The organism is Arthrobacter sp. NPDC056727 (assembly GCF_042790555.1).
Classification (GTDB): domain Bacteria; phylum Actinomycetota; class Actinomycetes; order Actinomycetales; family Micrococcaceae; genus Arthrobacter.
Genome location: NZ_JBHTZA010000030.1, coordinates 31,903 through 55,690 on the forward strand (window position 1 = coordinate 31,903; position 23,788 = coordinate 55,690).

General features: G+C 67.9%; 18 protein-coding genes and 2 pseudogenes. 11 read left to right on the forward strand and 9 right to left on the reverse strand.

Annotated features, from left to right (window positions below; all coding sequences use genetic code 11):
• The first annotated feature begins 65 nt into the window (after positions 1-65).
• From ACFRAH_RS21580 to ACFRAH_RS21600, 5 genes are all read left to right on the forward strand, one after another.
• Positions 66-1,076: a Bug family tripartite tricarboxylate transporter substrate binding protein gene (locus ACFRAH_RS21580; RefSeq protein ID WP_377992953.1), complete on the forward strand. Its 1,011-nt coding sequence runs from the start codon at positions 66-68 to the stop codon at positions 1,074-1,076.
• Complete coding sequence (locus ACFRAH_RS21585) at positions 1,073-1,576, forward strand: tripartite tricarboxylate transporter TctB family protein (RefSeq protein WP_377992954.1); 504 nt, start codon at positions 1,073-1,075, stop codon at positions 1,574-1,576. Before ACFRAH_RS21580 ends, ACFRAH_RS21585 begins: the two co-directional genes overlap by 4 nt.
• Entirely contained in the window at positions 1,577-3,250 is a 1,674-nt protein-coding gene (locus ACFRAH_RS21590; RefSeq protein WP_377992955.1) for a tripartite tricarboxylate transporter permease, read from the forward strand.
• Positions 3,247-3,639, forward strand: a complete 393-nt coding sequence (locus ACFRAH_RS21595; RefSeq protein WP_377992956.1) for a universal stress protein — start codon at positions 3,247-3,249, stop codon at positions 3,637-3,639. Before ACFRAH_RS21590 ends, ACFRAH_RS21595 begins: the two co-directional genes overlap by 4 nt.
• Positions 3,640-3,768: 129 nt before the next feature.
• The gene (locus tag ACFRAH_RS21600; RefSeq protein ID WP_377992957.1) at positions 3,769-4,746 is read left to right on the forward strand and encodes a D-2-hydroxyacid dehydrogenase family protein; all 978 of its coding nucleotides are present in this window, start codon (positions 3,769-3,771) and stop codon (positions 4,744-4,746) included.
• A gap of 149 nt (positions 4,747-4,895) precedes the next feature.
• On the opposite strand, the pseudogene ACFRAH_RS21605 reads toward ACFRAH_RS21600, so the two are convergent.
• The 8 genes and pseudogenes from ACFRAH_RS21605 to ACFRAH_RS21640 form a co-directional block, all read right to left on the reverse strand.
• Positions 4,896-6,571: pseudogene (locus ACFRAH_RS21605) on the reverse strand (DUF222 domain-containing protein).
• Between the two features lie 221 nt (positions 6,572-6,792).
• On the reverse strand, positions 6,793-9,492 hold the full coding sequence (locus ACFRAH_RS21610; protein WP_377992958.1) for a PEP/pyruvate-binding domain-containing protein: 2,700 nt from the start codon (positions 9,490-9,492) through the stop codon (positions 6,793-6,795).
• Between the two features lie 122 nt (positions 9,493-9,614).
• Positions 9,615-10,037 carry a heat shock protein transcriptional repressor HspR gene (locus tag ACFRAH_RS21615; RefSeq protein WP_377992959.1) on the reverse strand — a complete coding sequence of 141 codons (423 nt, stop codon included), beginning with the start codon at positions 10,035-10,037 and terminating at the stop codon, positions 9,615-9,617.
• 15 nt (positions 10,038-10,052) lie between these two features.
• Positions 10,053-11,030 (reverse strand): DnaJ C-terminal domain-containing protein, encoded by a 978-nt coding sequence (locus ACFRAH_RS21620; protein ID WP_377992960.1) that lies wholly within the window; start codon positions 11,028-11,030, stop codon positions 10,053-10,055.
• An 83-nt stretch (positions 11,031-11,113) separates the two neighbouring features.
• Positions 11,114-11,761: a nucleotide exchange factor GrpE gene (locus ACFRAH_RS21625; protein ID WP_377992961.1), complete on the reverse strand. Its 648-nt coding sequence runs from the start codon at positions 11,759-11,761 to the stop codon at positions 11,114-11,116.
• 2 nt (positions 11,762-11,763) lie between these two features.
• Positions 11,764-13,641 carry a molecular chaperone DnaK gene (gene dnaK / locus ACFRAH_RS21630; RefSeq protein WP_377992962.1) on the reverse strand — a complete coding sequence of 626 codons (1,878 nt, stop codon included), beginning with the start codon at positions 13,639-13,641 and terminating at the stop codon, positions 11,764-11,766.
• 236 nt (positions 13,642-13,877) lie between these two features.
• Positions 13,878-14,300, reverse strand: a complete 423-nt coding sequence (locus ACFRAH_RS21635; RefSeq protein WP_377992963.1) for a hypothetical protein — start codon at positions 14,298-14,300, stop codon at positions 13,878-13,880.
• Positions 14,301-14,423: 123 nt separating this feature from the next.
• Positions 14,424-15,146, reverse strand: coding sequence for a TetR/AcrR family transcriptional regulator (locus ACFRAH_RS21640; RefSeq protein ID WP_377992964.1), 723 nt, complete (start codon positions 15,144-15,146; stop codon positions 14,424-14,426).
• A 153-nt stretch (positions 15,147-15,299) separates the two neighbouring features.
• Between ACFRAH_RS21640 and ACFRAH_RS21645 the strand changes: the two genes are divergently transcribed.
• Positions 15,300-16,286, forward strand: a complete 987-nt coding sequence (locus tag ACFRAH_RS21645; protein WP_377992965.1) for an NAD-dependent epimerase/dehydratase family protein — start codon at positions 15,300-15,302, stop codon at positions 16,284-16,286.
• Here the strand turns inward: ACFRAH_RS21645 and ACFRAH_RS21650 are convergent.
• On the reverse strand, positions 16,283-18,463 hold the full coding sequence (locus ACFRAH_RS21650; protein WP_377992971.1) for an MMPL family transporter: 2,181 nt from the start codon (positions 18,461-18,463) through the stop codon (positions 16,283-16,285). The two genes, ACFRAH_RS21645 and ACFRAH_RS21650, sit on opposite strands and share 4 nt — an antisense overlap.
• A gap of 147 nt (positions 18,464-18,610) precedes the next feature.
• Between ACFRAH_RS21650 and ACFRAH_RS21655 the strand changes: the two genes are divergently transcribed.
• From ACFRAH_RS21655 to pabB, 5 genes and pseudogenes are all read left to right on the forward strand, one after another.
• On the forward strand, positions 18,611-19,168 hold the full coding sequence (locus ACFRAH_RS21655; protein ID WP_377992966.1) for a MarR family winged helix-turn-helix transcriptional regulator: 558 nt from the start codon (positions 18,611-18,613) through the stop codon (positions 19,166-19,168).
• Positions 19,169-19,177: 9 nt separating this feature from the next.
• Positions 19,178-19,990, forward strand: coding sequence for a class I SAM-dependent methyltransferase (locus ACFRAH_RS21660; RefSeq protein WP_377992967.1), 813 nt, complete (start codon positions 19,178-19,180; stop codon positions 19,988-19,990).
• Positions 19,991-20,114: 124 nt separating this feature from the next.
• Positions 20,115-20,738 carry a LysE family transporter gene (locus ACFRAH_RS21665; RefSeq protein ID WP_377992968.1) on the forward strand — a complete coding sequence of 208 codons (624 nt, stop codon included), beginning with the start codon at positions 20,115-20,117 and terminating at the stop codon, positions 20,736-20,738.
• Between the two features lie 117 nt (positions 20,739-20,855).
• Positions 20,856-21,365 (forward strand): annotated as a pseudogene (locus ACFRAH_RS21670) (low molecular weight protein-tyrosine-phosphatase); the annotation flags it as partial.
• 146 nt (positions 21,366-21,511) lie between these two features.
• A complete protein-coding gene (gene pabB / locus ACFRAH_RS21675; protein ID WP_377992969.1) occupies positions 21,512-23,590 on the forward strand; it encodes an aminodeoxychorismate synthase component I in 2,079 nt (692 codons plus the stop codon).
• Positions 23,591-23,788: the final 198 nt, after the last annotated feature.

The window sequence follows — 23,788 nt, forward strand, 5'->3', positions numbered from 1 at the left end:
GTCACGTTCGGCCCTAGCATCGGAAGCACCCCGATCAAACGGATCAAAACGAGAAGAGGAACAACATGCGCGGAATGAGCGCACTGCGCGTGGCCGCAGTAGCCGCAGGCATTGCCCTGATGGCGTCCGGCTGCGGAGCTACCGGCAAGACTGCCGCCGGCCCCTCCACGAGCGGAGCCAGCGTCGCACCGCTTACCGGTCTGCGGATCATGGTGCCGAACACGGCCGGCGGCGGCTACGACACCACCGCCCGTGCCGCCGCGAAGGTTCTCGACGACGAGAAACTCGCCCCCAACACCGAAGTCTTCAACCTGGCCGGCGCAGGCGGCACCGTTGGCCTGGCCCGCATCGTGAACGAAAAGGGCAACGGCGACCTGGCCATGCTCATGGGCCTGGGCGTCGTCGGCGCCAGCTACACCAACAAGTCCGAGTCGAAGCTGACCGACACCACCCCGCTGGCCCGCCTCATCGAAGAGCCCGGCGCCATCATGGTGTCCAAGGATTCCCCGTACAAGACCATCGACGATCTGGTGGCCGCCTGGAAGAAGGACCCGTCCAAGGTCAGCGTCGGCGGCGGCTCCTCGCCGGGCGGCCCGGACCACCTCCTGCCCATGCAGCTCGCAGGCGCGGTGGGCATCGACGCCACCAAGGTCAACTTCGTTTCCTACGACGGCGGCGGCGACCTGCTCCCGGCAATCATCGGCAACAAGCTGGGCTTCGCGGCTTCCGGCGCCGGTGAATACCTGCAGCAGATCAAGTCCGGAGATGTCCGCGTCCTCGCCACGAGCGGCGAGAAGCGGTTGGAAGGCGTGGACGCCCCCACCCTCAAGGAATCAGGCATCGACCTGGTCTTCAGCAACTGGCGCGGCATCGTGGCCCCTCCCGGCATCAGTGACGCCGACCGCGACGCCCTGATCGCCACGCTGTCAAAGATGCACGAGTCGGCCGCCTGGAAGGAAGCCTTGAAGACGCACAGCTGGACCGACGCCTTCATCACGGGCGACGAGTTCAAGTCCTTCCTGACCGACCAGGACAAGCGCGTTGCCGACGTCCTGACGAAGCTCGGCCTGGCGTGACCTCTCTGTCCACCCGCCTTAAAGGCCGCTCCGAGCTGGGCGTTGCAGCCCTGCTCGGGGCGGTCGGCGCCCTGGTCCTCCTGGACGCAGCGCGCCTGGTTGTGCCCTACTCCCAGTCAGACCCGGTCGGCCCCAAGACACTGCCCATCATCGTGGGAGCTCTCCTGCTGGTCTGCGCAGTGATGCTGGCAGTGAATGTCTTGCGCGGCGGACGCGGTGAGGCCGAGGCCGGCGAGGACGTCGACCTGACCCACCCCGCCGATTGGAAGACCGTCCTCCCACTGGCCGGCGCGTTCATCGCCAACATCCTGCTCATCGACTGGGCCGGCTGGGTCATCTCCGGAACAGTGCTCTTCTGGGGCAGCGTCTGGGCCCTCGGAAGCCGCCACTACGTCCGCGACGGACTGATTTCCCTGGTGCTGTCCCTGCTGACCTTCTACGGCTTCTACCTCGGCCTTGGCATCGCACTTCCCGCCGGGCTCCTTGAAGGGATTCTCTAGATGGACATCTGGTCCTCACTCATGGACGGGTTCGCGACGGCGCTGACCCCCATGAACCTCCTGTACGCCTTCATCGGCGTCCTGCTGGGCACCGCCGTCGGTGTGCTGCCCGGCATCGGCCCGGCCATGACCGTGGCCCTGCTGCTTCCCGTGACAACCGTCCTGGAACCCACCAGCGCATTCATCATGTTCGCGGGCATCTACTACGGCGGCATGTACGGCGGTTCGACGACGTCGATCCTGCTCAACACCCCCGGCGAATCGTCCTCGGTGATCACGGCCATTGAAGGCAACAAGATGGCCAAGGCGGGCAAAGCCGCCCAGGCCCTCGCGACGGCGGCCATCGGCTCGTTCGTGGCCGGCACCATCGGCACCACCCTCTTGGTGGTCTTCGCGCCGATCGTCGTCCAGTTCGCCGTCAGCCTCGGATCGCCGAGCTACTTCGCCATCATGATGCTCGCCCTGCTGGCGGTCACCGCCGTGCTGGGTGCCTCCCGGCTGCGCGGCTTTGCTTCCCTCGGCCTCGGCCTGGCCATCGGCCTGGTGGGCATCGACTCCGTGACAGGCCAGCGTCGCCTGACCTTCGGCCAGCCCCTGCTGGCTGACGGCCTCGACGTCGTCGTTGTCGCGGTGGCGATTTTCGCCGTCGGTGAAGCCCTCTGGGTCGCGGCGCACCTGCGCCGCACACCGCTGCAGATCATCCCGGTCGGCCGGCCCTGGATGGGCAAGCAGGACTGGAAGCGGTCCTGGAAGCCGTGGCTGCGCGGCACCGCCTTCGGATTCCCTTTCGGCGCGCTGCCGGCCGGCGGCGCCGAGATCCCCACGTTCCTCTCCTACGTCACGGAGAAGCGGCTCTCCAAGCACCCTGAGGAGTTCGGCAAGGGCGCCATCGAAGGCGTTGCCGGGCCCGAAGCTGCCAACAACGCCGCCGCCGCCGGCACGCTGACCCCGATGCTGGCCCTGGGCCTGCCGACGAACGCGACGGCCGCCGTGATGCTGGCCGCGTTCGTGCAGTTCGGCATCCAGCCCGGTCCGCTGCTGTTCCAGAACGAAGGTCCCCTGGTGTGGGCGCTGATCGCCAGCCTCTTCATCGGCAACACGCTGCTCCTGCTGGTCAACCTGCCGTTGGCACCACTGTGGGCCAAGCTGCTCCGCCTGCCGCGCCCCTACCTGTACGCCGGCATCCTGTTCTTCGCCACGCTGGGCGCCTACGCAGTGAACCTGCAGGCCTTCGACCTGGCGATCCTGCTGGTCCTTGGCGCGCTCGGCTTCATGATGCGCCGCTACGGCCTGCCCGTCCTGCCGCTGATCCTCGGCCTCATCCTCGGGCCGCGCGCCGAAGGCCAGCTTCGGAAGACCCTGCAGCTGAGCGCGGGCGACGTGTCCGGCCTCTGGAGCGAGCCGATCGCCGTCGTCGTCTACATCATCATTGCTGTTGTCCTGGCCTGGCCGCTCCTGGCCAAGCTCTGGCGCCGTCTGCGGCCGCAGCCCGCCGGACTGGCCATGGCCGGCGGCCCTGCCGATGGACCCTCTGCCGGACCCTCGGATGAGGAACCCGACGCCGGATCCTATCTTTCACCCGCTGTTGAGGCACCTGCAGCTGTGCGACGTGCCGATGCCGGCCGCCGCCGCTCAGATGCCACACACGCCAACCACGGACAGGAGAACCCGTGAGCATCGTCGTCGGTTACGTTCCCACGGCCGAGGGCACAGCAGCCCTGGACCGGGCCATCACGGAGGCGCAGAAGAGCCAAAGCCGGCTGGTCATCATCAACTCCTCGCGGGGCGACGCCATCGTGGACAAGCGGTACGCCCAGGCGGCGGACATCAACGAGGTGACGGAGCGGCTGGACCAGGAGGGGATTGAGCACCTGGTTCTGCAGCCGGTCCGCGGCAACGATGCGGCCAACGAGGTGCTGGAGGCCGCGGAGAAATACCGGGCCGACCTCATCGTGATCGGCCTCCGGAAGCGGACCCCGGTGGGCAAGCTGATCATGGGCAGCACGGCCCAGCAGATTTTGCTGGAGGCATCCTGCCCGGTGCTGGCCGTCAAGGCGAGCTGAGCTCACCCGGCCAGTTTGCCCGGCTGGCTAAGCGCGGCCAGGCAACCGCCCGCCGCACCATTCGACTAGCCTCAGGAGGTAGGGGCCCGCTCCGGCGGGTTCCTACCTCTTTCGTTTAAGCCCGGCCTCATGTCACGGCAGAAGGACAGCATGCACCAGCTCGCGATACTCGACGATTACCAGCACGTGGCCCACAGCTACGCCGACTGGAGCTCCCTCGAAGAGCGTGGCGTAGCAGTCACCGTTTTCGACCGGCATCTCGCCTCGGAATCCGACGTTGTGGAAGCGCTGCAGGACGTTGACATCATTGTTGCCATGCGGGAGCGGACGCCGTTTCCCGGCCGGGTCCTCGAAAAGCTGCCCCGGCTGAAACTGCTGGTCACCACCGGTGCCGCCAATGCCTCGATCGATGTGGAGGCAGCATCCGGGCTGGGGATCCCCGTCTGTGGAACGGGCGGCTCCCCCACCGCCGCGCCCGAGCTGACCTGGGCGCTGCTGCTGGCCTTCGCCCGGAACCTGACGCAGGAGGAAACCGCACTGCGCGACGGTAGGTGGCAGACCGGCGTCGGCTTCGAACTGTCCGGCAAGACCCTCGGGATCGTGGGGCTGGGGAAGATCGGCACGCGCATCGCCGGCTATGGACGCGCCTTCGGGATGGACGTGCTGGCCTGGAGCCAGAACCTGACCGAGGAAACGGCTGCGGCGGCAGGCGCCCGGAAGGTCACCAAGGAAGAGTTGTTCCGGGAGTCCGACGTCGTGTCCCTCCACTTGCGGTTGTCGCCGCGTTCGGAGGGAACAGTCGGGGAACGTGAACTGCGGCTGCTCGGGCCCGACGGCGTGCTGGTGAACACCGCCCGCGGTCCTTTGGTGGACCAGCAGGCGCTGGTCACTGCGCTTCATGAAGGATGGATCCGCGGTGCGGCACTCGACGTGTTCGACCAGGAACCACTGCCCTCCGGCCATCCTCTCCTTAGCGCTCCTCGCACCCTGCTGGCGCCACACTTGGGATACGTCACCGACGCCAGCTACCGGGCGTTCTTCGGTGGCGCTCTCGAGGACGTGGCGGCATGGCTGGACGGCTCCCCGATCCGGACGCTGACGCCGTAGGAACCGGACGGCGAAGAAGGCTGGCGAAGAAGGAGAAAGGCTGACGCCGGGAAGCTGGCACAGTAGAAGACTGGCGCCGGTAAGCTGCTGGCGCGGCAGGGCTTGCTGAAAGCCGCTGATAAGCAGCCAGCAGAACCGGCGGCACCCGCCTAGGCTGCGGCGGGCGGAGGCCAGTCGGGCCATTCAAGGACAGGATCGAGAGGCAGGGGCGGGCCAAGGTCCTCGGCTACGTCCGGCTCGAAGCTATCGGGCTCGGAGTTGCCCAGTTCAAAGCTCTCCGCGTCAAAGGCCTCCGGCCCAAAGTTGCCCAAATTGAAGTTGTCCGGCTCAAAGTTATTCGGCCAGACGGGTGGTTCCCAGTCCTGGTATTCAGCCGAGTAGTGACGACCAGCAGGCGAGATCCAGCCAGGCGGATGGTCCCGGGTGGCGCCGACCGGTCTCCAATCCTCACAGTGTTTGAGTCGGTGGTGTTTGGGGCAGGGCTGGCCAAGATTGGCGACGCCGGTGCCGCCGCCGTCGGCCCAGGCGAGGATGTGGTCGGCGTCGTTGTCGAGGGAGTGGTTGTTGCAGTTGGGGAAGCTGCATTTGGCGTCTCTGAGGCGTATCCATTGGCGCATCGGCTTGGTGAGCCGGTAGCTGGTGCGTCCGATCTCCAGTGGCGCCCCGTCCCGCGGGTCGGTCAGTACCCGGAAGAACGATGTTGCGCCGTTGGCGACGAGCCGGCGGGCCATGGAGACCGGAATCGGCCCGTACCCGTCGAGTGTGGCAGGTTCGTCGGTGTGGCCGAGCAGCGAGAACACCGGCACCGTGACCAGGACCTGGGCCGACGGGGACGGCACATCACCAGCCAGCGGATCTCCAGCGAGGTCGGAGCCGGTTGTCACATCATCCGCTGTTGCACTGCCTGGCGGCAGGGATGCTGCTGGTCGGGAGTTTGCGTGTCCGGAGCCGACCGGGGACCGTCTGTTCCGTCTATTGTGTCGGCCCCGTCGCTTGGTGTGAGCAGCCGGGTGGAAAAGACATCGGTCCTGAGTTGGCTGAGGGTTCGTTTTTCGTGAGGCCCCTGGAGGGCACGCGCCCCGGCAGTGGTGCGGTTCCAGATCCCGGCGGCCTGGTCCGCGGGCAGGTACGCCGAGATCCAGGCCATGCCGTCCCGGTCCGGCTGGAATTCCAGCCGCCGGTCCTTCACGCTCTTGGAGTGCCGCTTTTCGATGCTGTCCTGGTGGTGCCGTTCGCGCCAGTACCGGGCCCTGGCGCGGAACCTCGCCGGTGCCAGTTCCCCGGCCGGGCAACCACGCGCCGCGTTGGGAGCAGCCGGATCCAGGAAATGCGCCTCGAAAGCGGCTACGGCTTCCGGTGACAGCCCGTCGGTCTCATCGCACATGATCCGGGCGTGCTGCCACGAAATGCGGCCCAGCTGCAGGGCGGCAAGTGTTATGGGCCGTTCCGTGGCCAGCATGCTCGATTCAACCAGCAACCGTTCGGCAGCGCCTTCGCTGATGGTCAGCGCGCCGGCAACCTCCGCCCTCACGGACATCCGCCGGATGGTCGCATCCTGCGGGCCTGCAGCCGGCGCCGCCATAGCCGCGTCCGCCGTGACCTATCCGGTGGCAAGCTGCACCTTCACAGCCGCAAGCCGGGCCTCCAACCCGGCCACGCCGGTCAGACCGTCCAGGAAGGCAGTCGCCTGCTCCCCAAGAGGGTCAACAGGATCCGGCAGCGAATCCGCACCCGGGTCAGCGGCCCCGCGCAGCTTGGCAGCCATCGCCAAGGCAGAGGCACCAATAGCCTCCAACGCCTCCGCAGCAGCCGTGCCGTTATCCATGCGAAGAGCTTGCCACTGGCCTGTGGGAAAAACGACGCTGCAAAAGGTCTATGTGGACAACCAGGTCTTTGTGGCAAACCCCACCCGAGGTTGGAAAGAGGCCGCGCAGGAGCTTGGAAACGCACCGCCGTGGGACAGCCCCGCTGCCGGGCAGCCCCCCCGTAGGACCGCTAACGCCGGCGCACCAATCAGCCGCAGCTGCTGTCGATGGCCCGCGCATCCTACGGGGCACCGGAACTGTCGAGCGTAACGGTTCCGGCGTCGCCGTCGACCTTGACCTGCTGCCCGCTGGACACGCGCTGGGTGGCAACACCCGTTCCAAGAACGGCGGGGATGCCGTACTCCCGGGCGACGATCGAGCTGTGGCTCAGCGGGCCGCCAACATCCGTGACGACGCCGGACGCCATCGCAAACAGCGGTGTCCACGCCGGGGTTGTCATGCGTGCCACCAGCACCTCGCCGGGCTGCATGCTCGCGAAGTCGTCAGGCCCGTGCAGTACCCGGGCCGGCGCGCTCACCTGCCCGGAACTCGCGCCGACGCCGGTGATGACATCCCCGGCGTGCTGGAGCGTACGCGCCGGCATCATGCTGCCGAATGCCCGCTCCATCCACCGGCTCTCGGGCAGCAGCTGCGGGGCGGCCGCTTTCCGCTGACCCCGCCACAGCATTCTGCGCTCCTCAACGGCCTCCGCCCGCGCCGGCCGTTCCGCGCCTGTGATCGCTGCGCCGGGCGCGGCCAGGCCAAAGTCGATGGCTTTGCGGAGTTCCTCGAGCCGGAGCCAGAAAATGTCGGCCGGCGCGGCGATGACGCCCGAGGCCGTGAGCCGATCTCCCAGTTCGAGCAGCATCCGGCGCATCAGCGGCCAGGCCAGTCCGACGTCGGCCAGTGCGTCCTCACGGACGGGCGCCGCTTTCTGTGCCCACCGCAGCAGCCTGCGGAAGACTGCCCGACGACGGGGACCCAGCCTGGCGCTGATCAGCCGGGCCTGCTCCTCCCGCCGGTCGGCAGAGAGCTGCTGGCGCTGGTGCGGGTCCTTGCCCTGGCCCCGCACGAAGTACCTCAGGGTCTCCAGCAGCGCGGAGGGATCGTCGGCCGGCACGGGGTTGACGAAGTCGAGGTTGTAGACGGCGTGCCCGTAACGGTCCAGGTGCCGCTGAAGGCGTGAACGCCATTCCTCCCACAGTTCCCGGTCCAAGGCCCCGTCCGCGCCCGCGGGCGGCGTGCCGCTGCGGAGGGCTTCGGCGATGCCGGTCCCCGGTCCTTCCGTGACGGCGGCTGCAAGCTGTGGCCGCTCACGCGTCCAGACGGCAAGGTCGTAGAGGGATTTCTCGGCCCGGATGGGCTCGCTGTCGTAGCCGAGGAGGAGGACCTCCGCGGACGGGTCGCCGGGCCGCCGGACGAGCTTGTCGTAGTAGGCCCGCAACATGATCTCGCTGGTTGCGGCGATGGGGATGATGGACTGCACGGCCGTGTAGTAGGAAGCGCCGGCGTCCAGCAGCGCGGAAATGCCCTCCAGCAGTTCGGGGGCCGGACGGTCCGATGGCGGTTTGGCCGCCCAGAACTTCACGATCCCGCGGTACTTCGGGTGCGAGTGGTCGCGCCAGCCCTTGATTCCCATGTTGGCCTTGCCCTTGGCCAGTGCCCGCATTGCCGTCAGCGACTGCCCCATGACCCGCCGCATTCCGGCATTGCTGTAGTAGTAGTACGCGTAGCCGTTGACGGTGGGCAGGGAGACGTCCCCGGGGCGCACCACGTTCTTGCCGAACGCCTCGCCCAGAAGGGCGTTCAGGGACCTCACCACGGCGCCGTCGATGAGGTCCGCGAACAGCGGTGACAACGGGTCCGGCAGCTGCTCAACGATGCTGGCACGGAAGTACATCCCGTTCGGGTACGGCAGCGGCCACTCCGTCGGGGCGTCAGCCGAGGGCGCGGGCAGCGCGGTGATGGGACGTGCCTGGAGGATGAAGAATTCCCCGGCCGCCTGCGCCCACTCGATGTCCTGGGGCACGCCGAAATGCCTGGCGATGGCAGTTCCGTGCCGGGCCAGCGAGGCTGCCGCATCGTCGTCGAGCACCGGTGCCCGCCGTTTCTCCTCGGGCACCGGCTGTTCAGCGGTGCCGGTCCCGCTGTGCACCGTCATCACGTTCTTGTCCGCCGTCCGGCGCTGCGCCACCTTGCCCGTAGCGGAATCCACCACAACGTCGTCGGTGGTGACGGCGCCGCTGACCACGGATTCACCCAGTCCCCAGGCGGCGCTGATCACCGCCTGGTCGCGGCGGCCGGTGGCGGGATTGGCGGTGAACAGCACGCCGGCGGCATCGGCGTCGACCATCTCCTGAATCACGACGGCGAGGCGCACCGTGGACGGATCAAAGCCATTCCGTGAACGGTAGGCCATGGCGCGGGCATTCCACAGGGAGGCCCAGCAGTCGACGACGGCGGCGGTGACGGCTTCTGGCCCGGCGACGTTCAGATACGTATCCTGCTGGCCGGCGAAGCTGGCGGAGGCGAGGTCTTCCGCGGTGGCCGAGGAGCGCACGGCCACCCGTGCCGCGTCGCTGGACTGCGTGCCGGCCTCTTCGCCGGTTGCGGCCATATGCTGGCCCAACCGCAGGTAGGCTGCGCGGAGTTCGCCCCCGATCTCGCCGGGCATCGTACTCTCGGCGAAAAGGGCCCGGATCTGCCGCTCGGCGGTCTCGTAGTCGTCGTTAGAAGCGCCGGCGGGAAGGGCGGCGAGCTCGAGGATGCGGCCGGCGATGCCGTTGGCGTTGACGAAGTCCTGGTAGGCCGCAGTGGTGAGCACGAATCCCGGCGGCACCGGGAAACCCGCCCGGGCAAGCTCGCCGAGGTTGGCGCCCTTTCCGCCAGCTTCGTCCAGATCGCTGCGTCCCAGCTGGTCAAAGTCCTTGATGTAGGTCATGACCCTGCGTCCCTTCTGCCGGGGAGCCGGGACCGCGGCATTGCGGCTGGTGACCCCGTTCCGGCGCTGCACCTATTTTTGGCACAGCGCCGGGTTCTGGCAATGGGGACGGCCAGGCAGGTTTAGCCGTCGCCCCGGGGCCGCCACACCACGACGGCCTGCGAACGCGGCCGGGGCCGCTGCCCGCGCGCCAGGCTCACCACGTCGCCGGCGGTGCCGGCGGCGAAGATCCGGGATTCCAGCGGCTCACGACGGCGGGCCAGTTCGTCTGTCAGTTCGCGCACCCGGTGCTGCAGGGCGGCCACCTGGTTTTCCAGTTCAAGGATGCGTTTGATGCCCTCGAGCGAAACACCCTCGTGGGACAGCCGCTGCACCTCGCGGAGCCGGTTCACGTCCCGCTGGGAGTACCTGCGGGACTTGCCCGGCGCGCGGCTGGGCGAGACGATGCCCAGGCGATCGTACTGGCGGAGGGTCTGCGGGTGCATGTCGGCGAGCTCGGCGGCCACCGAGATGACGAAGATCGGCTGATCGAAATTAATGTCCACGGCCCGCACCCGTCGCTAAAGCCGGGCCTTGGCTGCCAGGCCCTGGCGGACGTCCGCGCCGGTGGTGGCTGCTGCGAATGCTTTCACGGCCTCCTCGGCTTCCTTGCTCAGGTTCTGCGGTACGGCGACGTCGATGGTCACCAGCAGGTCCCCGGTCGCCTTCGACGTCTTCACGCCGCGGCCCTTCACCCTGAGCGTGCGCCCCGACGGAGTGCCGGCGGGAACGCGCACGCGGACGTGTTCGCCGTCGATTGTGGGAACCTCGATGTCGGCGCCCAAAGCAGCTTCCGGGAAGCTGACGGGCACGTGGATCCGGAGGTTGTCGCCGTCGCGCGTGTAAAAGTCGTGGGGCTTGACGTTGACGGTGACCAGGAGATCGCCGTTGCCCGCCGGGCCGTACTGGCCCTTGCCGCGGACGCGCACCTTCTGGCCGTCCTTGATGCCTGCGGGCACCCGGACGTCGATGACCTCGCCGTCAGGTTCGCGCAGCCCGATGGTGGTGCCGCGGATGGACCCGGCGAAGGAAATGCTGGTGCTCGCCGTCCGGTCGGCGCCCTTCTGCGGTGCGCGCTGGTAACCGGCCGGCCCCCCGCCGAAACCGCCGCCGAACAGGTCGGCGAACTCGGGCGGAACTCCCCCGGCGGTGCTGAACCCGCCGGAGTGGCGGCCGCCGCCACCGGTGAACAGGCCGCCGAAGAGATCCTCAAAGCCGCCGTTCGCCGTGCTGCCGGCACCGTGCGGGGCAAACCGCGCGCCGCCGCCCATGGCCCGGATGGCGTCATACTGCTGCCGCTCGTCCGGATCGGACAACACGGAGTAAGCCTCGGAGATGTCCTTGAACTTCTTCTCCGCAGCAGCATCCCCGGAGTTCGTATCAGGGTGGTACTGCCGCGCGAGCTTCCGGTAAGCCTTCTTAATGTCAGCGTCGGAAGCGTCCTTGGCAACACCAAGGATCTTATAGAAGTCCTTGTCCACCCAGTCCTGGCTAGCCAATGGCGTTTCCTTTCAAAAGTTAAGGGTCGGTGGTTGAGCTTGTCGAAACCTGGGTTTCGACAAGCTCAACCACCGGAGTAATGCTAGGCAGGTACTGCCACGATGACCTGTGCCGCGCGGAGGACCCGTTCACCTGACTTGTAGCCGGAGCGGAGCACCTGGCTGACAGTGTCAACCTCGATGTCTTCGCCGGGCTGCTGGATGAGGGCCTCGTGGATGGTCGGATCGAACTCCACGCCGGTCTCATCGATGCGGGTCAGGCCGTACGTCTTCAGCGCGTTCTCCAGCTTGGTGGCGATCGCGGCGAACGGGCCGTCCGCGAGGTCACCGTGCTGGCGGGCGGCGTCGACGTCGTCCAGCACCGGCAGGAGGGAGTTCAGGACGCCGATGACGGCCATCTCCCCTGCCACGGCGCGGTCACGTTCAACGCGCTTGCGGTAGTTGACGTACTCGGCCTGCAGGCGGAGCAGGTCGTTCTTCAGCTCCGCCGCCGCGGCGGCTTCGGTGCCCTGAGCCACGGAGTCCTCCGCGGGGACCTCGACCTGGTTGAGGATCTCCTCAGCCTGGGCGAGGGCATCACCGTCGGAATCCGCCGCAGCGGAGCCCTCCGGGTGCCGGGCCTCCCCGGTCACCGGGTCCACCTTGCGGTGGTCCCGGATGACCGGCTCGTCACGCTTGCCGCCCTGGTCGCGGGAAGAGTTGTGCTCTTCTTCGTTACCGTGATGCGGCATGCTTACTTCTTCTCTTCTTCGTCGACGATCTCGGCGTCGACGATGTCTTCATCGCTGGAAGCAGAACCCGTCCTGTCGCCAGCCTGGGCACCTTCAGCACCCGCAGCGCCGGTGGCGCCGTCCGGGGAACCGGCCTGGGCGTAGATGGCTTCGCCGAGCTTGGTCTGGGAAGCCTGCAGCTTCTCAAACGCGGTCTTGACGGCGGCATCGTCGGTGCCTTCGAGAGCCTTCTTGAGGTCGTCGACGTCGGTCTGGACCTCGGTCTTGACCTCTTCCGGCAGCTTGTCGGCGTTGTCGGCGATCAGCTTGTCCACGGAGTAGGCGAGCTGCTCGGCGGTGTTCCGGGTGTCGGTGGCCTCGCGGCGCGCCTTGTCCTCGGCTGCGTGCTCCTCGGCGTCCTTGACCATGCGGTCGATGTCTTCCTTGGAGAGCGCGGTGCCGCCGGTGATGGTCATGGACTGTTCCTTGCCGGTGCCCTTGTCCTTCGCCGAAACGTGCACGATGCCGTTGGCGTCGATGTCGAAGGTAACCTCGACCTGCGGGACGCCGCGCGGGGCCGGTGCGATGCCGGTCAGTTCGAACGTGCCCAGCGGCTTGTTGTCGCGGGTGAACTCACGCTCGCCCTGGAAGACCTGGATGGCGACGGACGGCTGGTTGTCGTCTGCCGTGGTGAAGGTCTCGGACCGTTTGGTGGGGATGGCCGTGTTGCGCTCGATCAGGTGCGTCATGACGCCGCCCTTGGTTTCGATGCCCAGCGACAGCGGGGTGACGTCGATCAGCAGGACGTCCTTGCGCTCACCCTTCAGCACGCCTGCCTGCAGGGCTGCGCCAACGGCCACAACCTCGTCCGGGTTGACGCCCTTGTTGGGCTCCTTGCCGCCGGCCAGTTCCTTCACGAGATCGGAGACGGCGGGCATACGGGTGGAGCCGCCGACGAGGACGATGTGGTCGATGTCGGAAAGCTTGATGCCGGCTTCCTTGATGACGTCGTGGAACGGCTTCTTGGTGCGCTCGAGCAGGTCCTTGGTCAGGTCCTGGAACTTGGCGCGGGTCAGCTGCTCGTCCAGGTGGACCGGGCCGTCCGGGGTGACGGAGAGGTACTGCAGCGAGACGTTGGTGCTGCTGGAGGAGGAGAGTTCCTTCTTGGCCTGCTCGGCTGCTTCGCGGAGGCGCTGCAGGGCGATCTTGTCCTTGGACAGGTCGATGCCCTTGACCTTGAGCTGGTTCAGCAGGTACTCAACGACGCGGTTGTCCCAGTCGTCGCCGCCGAGGCGGTTGTCACCGGCGGTGGCGCGGACCTGGATGGTGGAGAAGTCGTCTTCGTCCTTGCCGACTTCCAGCAGGGAGACGTCGAACGTGCCGCCGCCGAGGTCGAAGACCAGGATGAGTTCGTCTTCCTTGCCCTTGTCCAGGCCGTAGGCCAGGGCTGCCGCGGTGGGCTCGTTGACGATGCGGAGGACGTTCAGGCCGGCGATCTCGCCGGCTTCCTTCGTGGCCTGGCGCTCGGCGTCGTTGAAGTAGGCGGGAACGGTGATCACGGCGTCGGTGACCTTTTCGCCGAGGTAGGACTCGGCGTCGTTCTTCAGCTTCATGAGGACACGGGCGGAGATTTCCTGGGCCGTGTACTTCTTGTCGTCGATGGCCACGGACCAGTCGGTGCCCATGTGGCGCTTGACGGAAGCGATGGTGCGGTCGATGTTGTTGACGGCCTGGCGCTTGGCGATTTCGCCGACCAGGACCTCGCCGGACTTGGAGAACGCAACGACCGACGGCGTGGTGCGGCCACCCTCGGCGTTGGCAATAACGGTGGGCTCGCCACCTTCGAGAACAGAGACGACGGAGTTGGTGGTTCCGAGGTCGATACCTACTGCACGTGACATGTGTTGCTTCCTTCTTTCCTTGGAAACTTGGGGTCGCCCACTTCCTTGAGCGGTCTGCACTCAACTTTACTCAGCACGGAATTTAAGTCAATCCAAAGTTGAGTCAGATGCACTCAAGTTTGGCGCCGCGCAGTGGCAGGACTAAGGAAAACCCCCGGTTTTCCGCGGAAAATCGGCAGGGAACCGGGGGCTGTTCGACGGCGGCAGCCGGATTTCGCCCAGCGTGAACCGCCGCTTTACCCTCCCGAGGACCGGCCGCCGTCATCATTCCGCGGCGCGTTGACCTGGCCGTCGGCCAGGTCATCCTTCAGGTCTTCGGCGACACCGCCCTCCGGGGCCGTCCCGGCGGCACCATAGTCACCCTCGGGGTACTCGCCCTCTTCATCTCCGGGCAGCTCCTGGCCGACGGTTCCGGCCCGGCCGTAGTCGCCTTCCGGATATTCGCCTTCCTCGACCTCGCCGGCCGGCTCCACCGTCCCCGCAGCGCCGTAATCCCCCGCCGGGTAATCGCCCTGCGGCTCGCCGGCAGGCTCACTTCCGGCGACGCCGGCGTCGCCGTAATCGCCCTCCACGTACTGGCCGCTGTCCCCCTCGAGTGCCGGATACCTGGAGCTGTTGTGGGTCTTGCCCTCGGCGCCGGACTCACTGTTTTCGGTCATCGGTTGATCACTCCTTCGAAAGGACTGGCGCGCCTGGTCCGGGCGCAGTCGCAGTCTACTCAGCCTGCGCGGGCAGCAACAGGGCCGGGGCGGCCGCATCCTGCAACAGCGGATCCATGCGGGCTACAGTCCCGCGAGATCGGCCAGCGCGGCTATGTGGTGCTCGAACAGTTCATCGGGCGCGGAAAAGGTGCCGGCTCCGTACTGCCCGAACACTTCAAAACTGACCGCTCCGAAAAGCGACGTCCACACGAGGGCGCCGCGGGCCAGCAGGACGTCCGGAACTGCCGCATTCAGCTCACGCCGGATGGCCTCAAGGTCCGCCGCCAGCCCCGGGGGCACGGCCACGGTCCCGCGCGCGGCCAGCCGGCCGGCCCGGTGCGCGCCGTCCAGGATCTGCACCAGGCCGTTGACCACCCTCGTTCCGGGTGCGGTGGTACGTTCCGCCGGCGCCCGATAACCCGGCACGGGGCTGCCGAACAGCAGTCCGTAGCGCGCAGGCTCGGCGAGGGCCCAGGCGCGGACAGCCCGGGCCAGCGCGGCGAAGCGTCCTTCGGAATCTTCCTCCGGGACGGTCCCGACGGCGGCATCCAGAGCGTCCCCGAGGTCGTTGTAAGCGTCCACGAGCAGGAGGGTCAGCAGTTCGTCGCGGCTCCCGACATACCGGTAGACGGCAGAAGACACCACGCCCAGGTCGCGGGCAACGGCCCGCAGCGAGAGGGCGGCAGCCCCGTGCTCAGCCAGGTGCTTCCGGCCCAGTTCCACAATGTCGGCGATGGTTTGCGCCCGCGCCCGCTCGCGGGGGGTTCGCAACTGCGCCCTGGCGGTCTGGGAGGTGGCTGGCATGAGCCCAGCATGGCACGGATCAGAGCAGTGTCAACAATTGAGAGCAGTGCTCTTGACTTTGACCGCAGGCAGCAGCATTCTTGCTTCGAGAGCAGTGCTCTCAACTAGTCCTCCGGAACCATCCGCAGCCATCCGCAAGAAGGAGAACATTCAATGTCCGGTCTTTACGTGGTCACCGGCGCCGGCCCTGTGGGCTGGACGGTGGCAGAGCAACTGGCGGAGCGGGGCGGGCGGGTCCGGGTCCTCACCCGCTCCGGCAGCGGCCCCGACCACCCGCTGATCGAGAAGCTGAAGGTGGATGCCTCGAACCCCGGCTTGCTGGGGGACGCTTTCGAGGGTGCGGCGGCGGTCTTCCACTGCATCCACGGTTCCTCCTACAGCGCCGCGGCCTGGCAGCGGGAGCTGCCGGCCGCCGAGCAGGCGGTCCTGGCGGCGGCAGGCGAGGCGGGCGCCGTCGTCGTCTTCCCCGAAAGCCTTTACTCCTACAGCGATCCGCGGCAGGTGATGACCGAAGACAGCCCGCGGGACGCAGCGGGCGGCAAGCGGGGCATCCGCACGGCACTGCTGCGGTCGCGGGTGGCGAGCCCCACGGACACCGTCTCGGTGGTGGCCGGCGATTTCTTCGGCCCCCGCGTCCGGATGGCCCATGCCGGTGAGCGTATGGTCCCGGCCATCCTTGCCGGGCATTCGCTGCAGGTGGTGGGAAGCGCGGACCAGCCTCACTCCTTTACCTACGTTCCTGATCTGGCCGCGGCAATGATCCGGGCGGCCGGGGAGGCCAAGCTCTGGAACCGGGTGCTGCACGCGCCCACCAATCCACCGCTCACCCAGCACCAGATCGCCCATGCCTTCGCCGCGGCCGCCGGGATGCCGGCGCCGAGGGTCCGGGCCGTGCCCGGCTGGGTCCTGCGCGCCCTGGGGCTCTTCTCCACCGGCATGCGGGAACTTGGCGAAACGCTCTACCAGTTCCAGCAGCCCTTCATGATGGATTCACGGGCCAGCGAGGAACAGCTGGGCCTTCACCCGACGCCCCTGCACGTGGCAGCCAGGGCAACCGTCGAGTGGTGGCGCTCGGAACTCGGCCCGGGCACGGGACCAGCCCCGGAGGGAACCTCGGCAGGGGCTCCCGCGGACGCCTAGCGGACGCCAGCCTCCGCCGCCTCGTCCGCACGTGCCGTTTCGCGCGCATCGCGCCGGGCCAGTTTGCCCGGCCACCAGATGCGGCGGCCCAGGTCGTAGGCCAGTGCCGGAACCAGGAGCGAGCGCACAAGGACCGTGTCCAGCAGCACCCCGAATGACACGATGAAAGCCAGCTGCACCAGGAACATGATGGGGATGACGCCCAGTGCCGCAAACGTGGCCGCCAGGACCACGCCGGCCGAGGTGATCACGCCGCCGGTCACGCCCAGCCCGCGCAGAAGCCCCGGCCTCGTGCCATGCTTCAGCGACTCCTCGCGGACCCGGCTCATGAGGAAGATGTTGTAGTCCACGCCCAGCGCCACCAGGAACACGAAGCCGAACAGCGGAACGGTGGCGTCGGCCCCGGGAAAGCCCAGCACGCTGTTGAACACGAGGGCGGATATGCCCATGGCCGCCGCATAGGAAAGCACCACCGAGGCCACCAGAAGGACCGGTGCCAGGACGGACCGGAGCAGCAGCATGAGAATGGCCAGGATGACGGCCAGAACAACGGGAATGATGGTGGCCAGATCCCGCTGGGCGGTGGTGTTGGTGTCCAGCGCGGTGGCGGTCACGCCGCCGACCAGCGCCTCGGGATCCACGCTCGTCACGCTGGCACGCATGGCCGCCACCGCATGCTCCGCAGCGTCAGAATCGGCCGCGAAGTCGAGTGTGGCATTGATCAGCACCATTCCGTCCCGGACGGCCGGCACGGCGGGGGACCCCGGCGCTCCCGTGATGGGCACGCTGCCCTCGGCCAGAAGGTAGGCAGCCCCCACGCCATCGGTGGCCTTGACCGTTTCCAGGACTTCCCCGGCCTTCGCCTGGCTGGAGACAATGACCGCCGGACTGCCGCTGCCGGCGTCGAAATGGCGCGCCAGCGCCCCCTGTCCATCGACAGCATTGGAGGCGCTGAGGATGACGGCGGTCTGCGGCACGCCGTTGGCCTTCAGCTGCAGGATCCCTGCCGAGGCGGCGACCAGCAGGAACACGGATGCCACCCACACCGTCCGGGGACGCTGTGACACCAGGGTCCCGACGGCGCGCCACAGCCCCCGCTGGCCCTCCAGCCCCGTGGTCAGTTCCTGTTCACGGGCTTCTGCGGGCAGGAGCTTTGGCCGGAACGGCCAGAACGCGGCACGCCCCAGGAGCGCCGCGAAGGCGGGGAGCAGGGTAAGCGCCGCGAAAAGTGAGCACACGATGCCGGCCGCCGCCACGGGACCCAGCGCCTTGTTGGAGTTGAGGTCGGAAAACAGCAGGCACAGCAGGGCGATGGCCACGGTGGCGCCGGATGCCAGGATCGGCTCGAAGGACGTCCGCCAGGCAGCAAGGGCGGCCGCCGTGCGGTTGGCCGTGTGCTCAAGTGCCTCGCGGAAGCGGGCCACATAGAGCAGGGCGTAGTCCGTGGCCGCGCCAATCACCAGGATGGAGAGGATGCCCTGGCTTTGGCCGTTCAGCTGGATCCAGCCCGCCTTGGCCATGCCGAACACCAGCAGGATGGCTGCGCACAGGGCAAACACCGAGGTCAGCAGCACGGCGAAGGGCAGCAGCAGGGACCGGTAGACCACCAGCAGGATGACAAACACCGCCGCCAGCGCCACGAGCAGCAGGATGCCGTCGATCCCGGCGAAGGCGCCCGTCAGGTCCGCCGCGAGCCCGGCGGGTCCTGTGACGAATGTCTGCGTGCCCTCCGGCGCGCCTGAACTGACCTCCCGGCGCAGCTCTTCGACGGCACCGGCAGGCTCAGCTGCGGCGACGGAGACGATGAACTGCACGGCCTTCTGGTCCTGCGAGGGAACCGGCCCCACCACCGTGCTGCCCACCCGGAGGTCCTCAAGCCTGGACTTCAGGGCGGCGGCCGTCCCCAGCTGGGAAGGGGTGAGGGTGCTGGAGCTTTCAATAACGACGACGGCCGGCACCTCGCCGGAGTCCTGAAACTTTTGCTGCCACTCGCGGGCCTCGGTGGCCTCCGCCCCGGCCGGAAGGAAGGACGCCTGGTCGTTGGACGAGACCTCATCCAACCTGCCGAACGTGGGACCGCCCACTCCGGCAATGGCAACCCAGCCGATCACAAGGACCAGCGGAATGACCCACCGGAGCCAGAAGGGAACGCTCGGAGTGCGGACTGCCTGGTTCATGCGGAAGACCTCCCGGGTGCGGCGGCCAGTGGCCGTCGTGGATAATGGTTCCAGCATAGACTATCTCGATCATAGAGATATATACCCGGGAGTGCGGATGCCCTGGCTGTAAACTCCGGAAGGCACCAGCGACAAGAGGAGGCAGCCATGACGGAGAAGCCCGGCACCCCGCGGCAGCCCGACGGCCCGGCCCCCTCAGGCCCGGGAACCCAGCACCCCCTGGTACGGCTTCTTCAGGAGTTCACCCTGGAGGCCAACCGCTACGTTGACTCAGCGGGCGGCCGGAACGGCATGCACCGGACGGACCTCAACGCCCTGGCTGCCGTCATGAGGCACGCGGCCAGCGGCGAAGTCGTGACGCCGGGAACCCTGCGGAAGGAACTGAACCTCAGCTCCCCGGCCACCACGGCGCTCGTCGACCGGCTCTGCGGTTCCGGGCACCTGGTCCGGGTGCGCGAAGGGCAGGACCGCCGGCAGGTGCAGCTCCGGATGACGGACAAGGCATACCGCGACGGCTCCGCCATGTTCCTGCCTCTGGCCCGCCGCATGGACAGCGCCATGGCCGCGTTCACGGCACAGGAACTTGAGACGGCCGCCCGGTTCATGGACGCGATGATCGCAGCCACGGTCGAGGCCAGCCACGAGGCCTCCGGCGCGCCCTGGCAACGCCGGCCGCTACCTTCCCGGCGGGCGGAGAAGGAGTAGCGTTTCCCTATGAGCACGCAGCCGGAAGACGTCTACACTCACGGCCACCACGAGTCCGTGGTCCGCGCCCACGCCTCGCGGACGGCGGAGAATTCGGCCGCATTCGTCGTCCCGCACCTCACCGCGGGCGTAGCGGTGCTCGACGTCGGGTGCGGGCCTGGCAGCATCACGTGCGACTTCGCGCTTCTGGTCGCCCCCGGGAAGGTGACAGGGCTGGACCGCTCCCCCGACGTGATCACCCACGCACGCGAGCTGGCGGCCGACCGCGGCGTCGGGAACGTGGAGTTCGTGGCGGGCAACATCTACGATCTTGAGTTCGAGGACGACACCTTCGACGTGGTCCACGCCCACCAGGTCCTGCAGCACCTGACCGATCCGGTGGAGGCGCTGCGGGAGATGCGGCGGGTGGCCAGGCCCGGCGGCATCGTTGCGGTCCGCGATGCGGATTTCCACGGCATGAGCTGGTATCCCGCCATTCCGGAGCTCGACGAGTGGATGGACCTCTACCAGCGGATCGCACGCCGGAACGGCGCGGAGCCCGACGCCGGCCGCCGGCTGGTCTCGTGGGCGCAGGCCGCCGGCTTCACGGACGTGGCGCCCACCAGCAGCAACTGGCTCTACGCCACCGGGCAGCAGCGCCGCTGGCAGGCCAGGGTGTGGGGCGAACGCGTGCTCCATTCGGCCTTCGCGGAGCAGGCCCTCGAGTACGGCTTCGCGCAGGAGGCGGACCTCACGCGCATTTCGGCCGGCTGGCACCGCTGGGGTTCCACCGATGACGGCTGGTTCCTCATCCCCAACGGCGAGGTCATCGCCCGGGCGTAGGGCCGGCGCCATTCACGTGCACCTTGGGCCCAGCGTCGTCCATTTGCCCAAAAGGGCCGCCCCCGGCCCCTCCAAGCGGCCACTTTTGGTAATTCGCGGCGCCACCCGGCACTAAACTTGATGGGTGCAATTCTCCCTGTGGCTGGCCCTCGCGGGCGCCGGCGTACTTATCAGCTTCACTCCGGGCGCAGGCGCCATCAACACCATGAGCAACTCGCTGACCGCCGGGTTCAAGCGCTCCATCTGGGGCATCCTCGGCCAGCAGGCCGCCCTGATTCTGCACGTCATCGTTGTGGCCCTCGGCGTCGGCGTCCTGGTTGCCGGCTCTCCCGTTGCGTTCAACGCCATCCGCTACGCCGGTGCCGCCTACCTCGTTTACCTGGGTGTCAGGCAGTTCCTGCGCAAACCGGACCTGGACCAGGAGAAGGTGGCCGCGCTCCGGAACGAGCCCGCCTGGTCCATGTTCCGCCGGGGACTGTGGGTCAATCTGCTGAACCCCAAGGCCATTGTGTTCTTCCTGGCCTTCATGCCGCAGTTCATCCGGCCCGCCAACCCGCTGCTGCCCCAGTACGCCGTACTTGCGGCGACCGTGGTGGTCATCGACATCCTCGTCATGTGGTTCTTCTTCGCGGCCGCAGCTAAGTCGTTCCAGCGCTTTACCCACAATGCCCACGGCCAAACGCTGCTCAACAGGATTTTCGGCGTCCTTTTCGTCGCGGTGGGCGTCCTGCTGGCCCTCATCCATTAAGCCCGGGCACGGCACCGCCGCAATCTTATGACCGGCAAATCCGGCAACTTTACGAATCCTGTCGATAATAAGTGCACTTACTAGCCAAGGGGGCCGGTCATCCAGCATGCTATCCCCATGAACTCAACGACGAGCCCATACCGCGTCATCGCCGTCTGCACCGGCAACATCTGCCGATCCCCCATGGCCGAGCTGATGCTCCAGGCTGCCTTTACGGAAGCCGGGCTCGAGGACGCGGTGACCGTTGACTCCGCAGGCACCACCGCCTACGAGGCAGGGCGCCCCATCGACCCGCGGGCCGCACGCAAGCTCACCACCCACAACCTGCTCTCCGACCGGCACGTTGCGAGGGAATGGCGTTCCGAGTGGTTCGCCGAGCGGCACCTGATCCTGGCCCTGGACGTGGACCACTACGGCTGGCTCCGGGCTTCTGCCCCGGACGACGAGGCGCTGGCCAAGGTCCGCATGCTCCGCAGTTTCGACCCCGCCCTGACGGACGGGGATCCGCTGGAACAGGGCATCGAGGACCCGTGGTACGGCGGCCATGCCGACTTCGAAGCGGTGTGGGACCAGGTCCAGGCCGCAGTCCCCGGCGTCGTCCGTTATGTGCAGGACGCTCTCGCGGCCGGCCATGACGGGGCCGTCACTGAGGCGGCCGCCCGACGACCGGAAGCCCGCCGGACCCGCACCGGCAAGCGTCACACCCGGTCCGTTGGCAGCAGCCCGCTTCACATCGTCCAAGTTCAGGACAGCCAGCAGGTACGCTCTATTTCATGACCCCCGCACCTGTGATCATCGCCATTGATGGGCGGTCTGGCGCAGGTAAAACCACATTGGCCATTGAGCTCGCGGCCAGGCTGCGGAACCACCACAAGGTCTCGCTGTTCCACCTGGAGGACATCTATCCCGGCTGGGACGGACTGTCCGCCGGCATCGAACGCTACGTGGAAACGGTGCTGGTGCCCCTACGCCGCGGCGAAGCAGCCACATGGGTCAGCTGGGACTGGGAAAACCATTGCGACGGCGGCCCGAGGGTCACGCTGCCCGCCGAGATCGTGATCGTGGAGGGCGTGGGGGCGGCGGCCGCCCCGGCCTGGCCCCTGCTGGACGCCGTCATCTGGGCAGACTCCCCTGACGGCGAGCGCCGCACCCGCGCACTGGAGCGCGACGGCGACACCTATGAGCCGTTCTGGGACCAATGGGCCAGCCAGGAAGACGAACTCCTGGCCGTGGACGACATCCCGCAGCATGCCCATGTCCGGGTGCTCAACCGCGCGGACGGAACTGCCCCGGCGGACGCCCTGCAGGCCCTCACCTACCTTCCGGGCCTCACCACAGCGCTGGTTCCCGAGCTCTCCTCGCGGCGCGGCCTGCGCCTGCTGTCCGAACGCATCGAAGCCCGCCCGGACCCGGCATCACTTTTTCAGGCACTTTACGGAACTTCCGGGAATGCTGTCTGGCTGGACTCCTCCCTGCGTGTTGCCGGCGCAGCCGCTCCCGGCATGGAAACCCCAGCGGCGGAGCGCAGCCGCTTCAGCATTCTGGCCGACGACGGCGGCACGTTCGGCCAGTCCGTGCTGCACAGTTCCGGCGTCACTCGGGTCACGGCAGGGTGCGCCACGGCCACAGTGTCCGGCCCGTTCTTCCGCTGGCTGGAAACGGTGTGGGGACGCAAGGCGGTGCGCGGCGCCGAGGACTACCCCTGCGATTTCACGCTGGGCTGGCTGGGCTACCTCGGGTATGAACTCAAGCGGGAAACCGGCGGGCACGACGTCCCCTCGGACACGCCCGATGCGGGCCTGATCTTTGCCGGCCGGGCCGTGGTGCTGGACCACACGGACAACACGGTCTGGCTGCTTGCCCTCGACGCCCCCGACGCCGCCGGCTGGCTGGCCCGCGCCCGCGAGGCGGTGGCCGATGCGGCGGTGAGTGCCGCACCGGAAGGCGGCGGCAGCAACGCCGTCGTACTTGCGGAAGCGGGAGCCAGTAACGGAGCCCCGGCCTTCGCCGGCCGGGACAGCGAGGCGAGCTACAAGCGGAAGATCGCCGAAGCCCAGCACCAGATCACCGAGGGGAATTCCTACGAGGTCTGCCTCACCACCACCCTTGAAGCCAAGGTGCCGGCGCTCGACCCGTGGGCCGCGTACCTTGCCCTGCGGCGGCGGAACCCGGCCCCGTTCGCGAGCTACCTGCGCTTCGGCGGGCTCACGGTGGCCAGCACGTCACCGGAGCGGTTCCTGCGGATAGCGTCCGACGGCGGCATGCGCGCCGAGCCGATCAAGGGAACCCGCCGCCGGGCTGCTGACCCGGAAACCGACGCGGCCCTCCGCCACGACCTGGCAACGTCCCTCAAGGACCGGGCGGAAAACATCATGATCGTGGACCTGCTCCGGAACGACCTCAGCCACTTCGCCGAGCCGGGGTCGGTCACGGTCAGCCGGCTGTGCGAGATCGAAAGCTACGCCACCGTGCACCAGCTGGTGAGCACCATCGATGCTGTCCTCCTGCCGGGGTCGCCGCGCGCCGAAGCGGTGGCCGCCTGTTTCCCGGCCGGCTCCATGACCGGAGCCCCGAAGATCAGCACCATGGCCATCCTCGACCGGCTGGAGGAGGGCCCGCGCGGCGTGTATTCCGGGGCGATCGGGTACTTCTCGCTGAACGGGGCCACGGACCTGGCGGTGGCCATCCGCACCCTGGTGGTGCAGGACGGCGGCGCCGGCGGGCAGGTGCGGCTCAGCCTTGGCGTCGGCGGAGCGATCACGGCCGACTCGGTGGCGCAGGACGAGTACGAGGAGATCCGCACCAAGGCCTACGGGGTGCTGTCCACCCTCGGCTCCGCCTTCCCGGATTGAGTTTTTGTACACGTATCGCGGGTTGGAGGGCCGGCAAATTCAATGGGTGCGTGCAACGCGTGGGTTTATGCCGCTTGTAGCAGCTGGGTGAGTCGGTTGGCTAGGGTGTCTAGGTTGAGGGTTGGCCGGGGCCGGCGGTTAAGTTTGGCTGCGATGCGGTTGAGGTCATCGGGGGTGTGGACGGAGAGGTCGGATCCT